The following is a 3,371-nucleotide window of genomic DNA, read 5'->3' as shown; positions in this document are numbered from 1 at the left end:
CTTCGGATAACCCAGCTCCACGATCCCGATCGTCGCAGGCTCCGTCACGGGCCGCGTTACCTCTTCCAGGGGCATCAGCCAGTTCTGATGCGTGGCGAGTTCGGTGACTGCAAAAAGGCCCGACAGAGATATTCTGCTCCTGGGACGCACTCTATCGCCACTCGCGGCTCTCTCCCGCACCGGCCGCAGAAGCCGGGGCCGCAAAGCCCGGGGAAAGGCGGTGTATTCCGGCGCACGTCGGGGGAGCACCGAGACTACCGAAACCAATGGGGTGCACTGGCTGGGGGAGTAGGATTCGAACCTAGATCGGCGGAGTTAGAATCCAAGGTCACTGATAATTTTCCACCAGACCGCGGACGCTAACGGAGCGGATTACGATATGGGTGCGCTGGGACGCATTCTTTCATTGGAGCGGCCGATACCGTTCGACTACCTGGCACGTTTCGGCATCAACGATTTCCGCACTTTCGCCTGCCTGTGCAGCGGCGCGGGCCGCCCATCGAGCTTCGGCAAGCTGGTTTGTTTGTACCAGTCCCCGGCCGTTTACCCGAATCTCAAAGGTGCGGTCTATGACGTCACCTCCGATGTTTTTGCGAATGCTCCGGGTTCATAAATTTCCGCCGCGCTCAGATAACGGTCCAGCGCATACGGCTGTTTTGCACGCTTATGCTGTCGCGTCGGTTAGCTGTTACCGCTTGAAAATTCTCGATCGCTCGCGATATACCATCCATCTGGATGGTGAACGGATGTTCGTAAGATGGCAAACAACGTACGTGAGCTTCGACCTAGGGCAAGCGATAGTGAGAAAATAACAATCTACCTGGGGTACGTCGACCTTGGTCAGATCGACCTCCTCGTACAGGAAGGGTTCTACTCCAATCGTACCGACTTTATCAGGACAGCCATTCGCAACCAGCTTGGCCGTCATCACGATTCGGTCAAGCAGTCTGTGGTCCGCCACCGACTTGAGCTCGGGCTCAGACGTTACACTCGGCAAGACTTGGAAGCGGTCCAGGCTGCGGGTGAGACACTTGACATCCAGGTTCTCGGCTTGGCCAGTATCGCTGACGACGTGTCGCCAGAACTGGCTTTGCGAACAATTGCCTCAATCCACGTCTTAGGCGCGCTGCAGGTCAGCCCCGCGATCAAGGCAGCGTTAGGCGATCGCATCCAATAGCTCGCCTCCGCGCTTGAACCAGCTTGAGTTGGCCATGCCCATTCCGATACCGGGAAGGGCGCGCTCATCCCTTGCCTGATTCTTCCCTCAAGAAAGGAAATGACCATTATGATTTTGGACCTGAACGCGCGCCTGGCCGAGGCGATCCGCCTTACCCGCGCGGGGCAGCTTGCAGAGGCAACGGCGCTCCTGCAGCGATGGCCGCAAAAGCCAAAATCGTCGTCAGAGGGTTCCGAACAGCGTGATCATGACTCAGTGAGGACCCGACTGATCGATATGATGCCGCCGCGCTCCTCCGGCTCAGGTCGCTGGACGGCACCTGGTGTTGATGCACCGCATCGCGCCTCCGTTTCCGTTGCAGGCCTGGATCAGTCGCGCATGCCCGACGCGATGCGCCGATTTCTTGAGCGGTTCGGGGTGCGCAGCTCCGGCCTCGGCCTGCGCAGAACGGCCAGGGATCGTGTACCATGTGCTTTGCCTGATGGCGCCCGCTTTGAGGAGTCTACCTATGCGAACGCGGTTGGCTGCCGAGCGTACAAACTGTTCGTTCCAAGCGGCTATTGCGGCGACCCACTGTCACTTATCGTGATGCTGCACGGTTGCAAACAGTCACCGGATGACTTCGCGGCTGGTACGCGAATGAATGAATTGGCCGAAGAGCAAGGCTTTCTAGTCGCCTATCCCGGGCAACCATCGTCGGCAAATTCCTTGCAATGTTGGAACTGGTTTACAGCCGGCGACCAGTTGCGGGACAAGGGCGAACCTTCTCTAATCGCAGGGATCACGCGACAAATCATGCATGAATTCGCGGTAGATCCGGCTCGCGTCTACGTAGCGGGGCTATCAGCAGGCGGCGCCGCGGCCGCCATCATGGGCTCGGCATATCCGGATTTGTACTCCGCAATTTGCGTTCATTCCGGACTTGCATGTGGTGCCGCAAATGACCTGACCTCGGCCTTCTCGGCAATGCGCCAGGGCGGGTCACCGCCGCCGGCGGAAGGGGGAAGACGACCATTGCCGACAATCGTATTTCACGGCGACTGCGATAACACGGTCAGCCCGCTGAACGGAGATCAGGTTATTGCCCAGTCAACGGGGGGTGTGCCGTTGCACCTGACGATCAGCCGGGGCCAGTCTGCAGGCGGGATCAGCTACACGCGCACGCTCCACGCGGATGAGAACGGCCGGCCGATCCTGGAGCAGTGGGTATTGCATGGAGCAGGTCACGCCTGGTCAGGGGGGAGCCCTTCTGGGTCCTGCACCGATCCTCGTGGACCCGACGCCAGTCGTGAGATGCTGCGCTTCTTCTGCGAGAACTCCCAGTTGTCCCGGTGAACCATGCCGATGCTCACCGTTGAACCGGCGGCGGACGAACAGGTTTTCACCGATTTTGGGTCTCGGCCGAATTACTGGACACAGATCAGCGGCATACTGGGTAGGCTGGGAACACTGGGCTGGGAAAGGATTCCGGGAATGAGCCGTTGCTGGCTATCGCGGCTTTCGTGGCGATGATTTGGCAAGTGTTTCGGAGACACTGCTCTGCAGCAATTCCGGATGGTTGATCAAAAACTCCAGGATCGCCTGCTCGACCAGGGTCTGAACTGTCACGCCGCGCAAGACGGCGGGAAGCTTCAGCTGCCGGTATTTCGCCTCGGATATACGTGCGCCAAGCTGAGTCTTGGATTCAGCCGTCTGGCGGGCGGGCAAGACGGGACGGGAAGCGACCGGGGGGCGGTTTACGGCCGGATTCGGGCGGGATTTGAGGCGGCGGCCATGGTTAGTTTGATAACTTGTTAGTTTATTTGGTTTGCAATCACATTATTAAGATTGTTGTCAATTTTGTTTGTTGATGCAGCTTGTAGCTATCCAATGTACGAAGGTATTGCCTGGCACCTGTCTAGTGGATCAAGTCTGACGCTTGATACCCGCTGCGGAGGTCGGCTCGCTGGTGGGGAGCGGTCCTTCGCCGCGACCCATCAAGGTGACGGGATTGCGCCGAAACCGGCCGTTCGCCCGTAGTCGGTCGCGATCACGCAGAGAAACGACTTCAATGCGCGCCCTGGCTAGTGGATCTTGCGTGCTGGATCTTCCGACAGGAATCGATGAAGTCACCGAGCAGGGCTACCCATTGGTTTGTGCGCTGAGCGATCGCCTTCGCTATGCCCGACCAGTCAGCGTCAGCGTTGCCCCACCC

General features: G+C 58.9%; 4 protein-coding genes. All 4 read left to right on the top strand.

Annotated features, from left to right (window positions below; translation table 11 throughout):
- The first annotated feature begins 379 nt into the window (after positions 1-379).
- The 4 genes from VGI36_21570 to VGI36_21555 all read left to right on the top strand — a co-directional run bounded on the left by VGI36_21570 (position 380) and on the right by VGI36_21555 (position 2,974).
- Positions 380-613 (top strand): hypothetical protein, encoded by a 234-nt coding sequence (locus tag VGI36_21570; GenBank protein ID HEY2487740.1) that lies wholly within the window; start codon positions 380-382, stop codon positions 611-613.
- Between the two features lie 144 nt (positions 614-757).
- Positions 758-1,177, top strand: coding sequence for a hypothetical protein (locus VGI36_21565; protein HEY2487739.1), 420 nt, complete (start codon positions 758-760; stop codon positions 1,175-1,177).
- A gap of 378 nt (positions 1,178-1,555) precedes the next feature.
- On the top strand, positions 1,556-2,512 hold the full coding sequence (locus VGI36_21560) for a PHB depolymerase family esterase (GenBank protein ID HEY2487738.1): 957 nt from the start codon (positions 1,556-1,558) through the stop codon (positions 2,510-2,512).
- Between the two features lie 219 nt (positions 2,513-2,731).
- Positions 2,732-2,974: a hypothetical protein gene (locus VGI36_21555; GenBank protein ID HEY2487737.1), complete on the top strand. Its 243-nt coding sequence runs from the start codon at positions 2,732-2,734 to the stop codon at positions 2,972-2,974.
- The last annotated feature ends 397 nt before the right edge of the window (positions 2,975-3,371 follow it).

It is taken from the genome of Candidatus Binataceae bacterium, assembly GCA_036495685.1.
In the GTDB taxonomy this organism is placed as follows: Bacteria; Desulfobacterota; Binatia; order Binatales; family Binataceae; genus JAFAHS01.
Note: the sequence above shows the minus strand (reverse complement) of the source record. Positions and strands in the feature narration are given on the sequence as shown.

Coding starts and splice junctions, on each gene's coding strand:
- VGI36_21555 (HEY2487737.1), top strand. CDS start 2,732: ATGGTTGATCAAAAACTCCAGGATCGCCTGCTCGACCAGGGTCTGAAC.
- VGI36_21560 (HEY2487738.1), top strand. CDS start 1,556: ATGCCCGACGCGATGCGCCGATTTCTTGAGCGGTTCGGGGTGCGCAGC.
- VGI36_21570 (HEY2487740.1), top strand. CDS start 380: ATGGGTGCGCTGGGACGCATTCTTTCATTGGAGCGGCCGATACCGTTC.
- VGI36_21565 (HEY2487739.1), top strand. CDS start 758: ATGGCAAACAACGTACGTGAGCTTCGACCTAGGGCAAGCGATAGTGAG.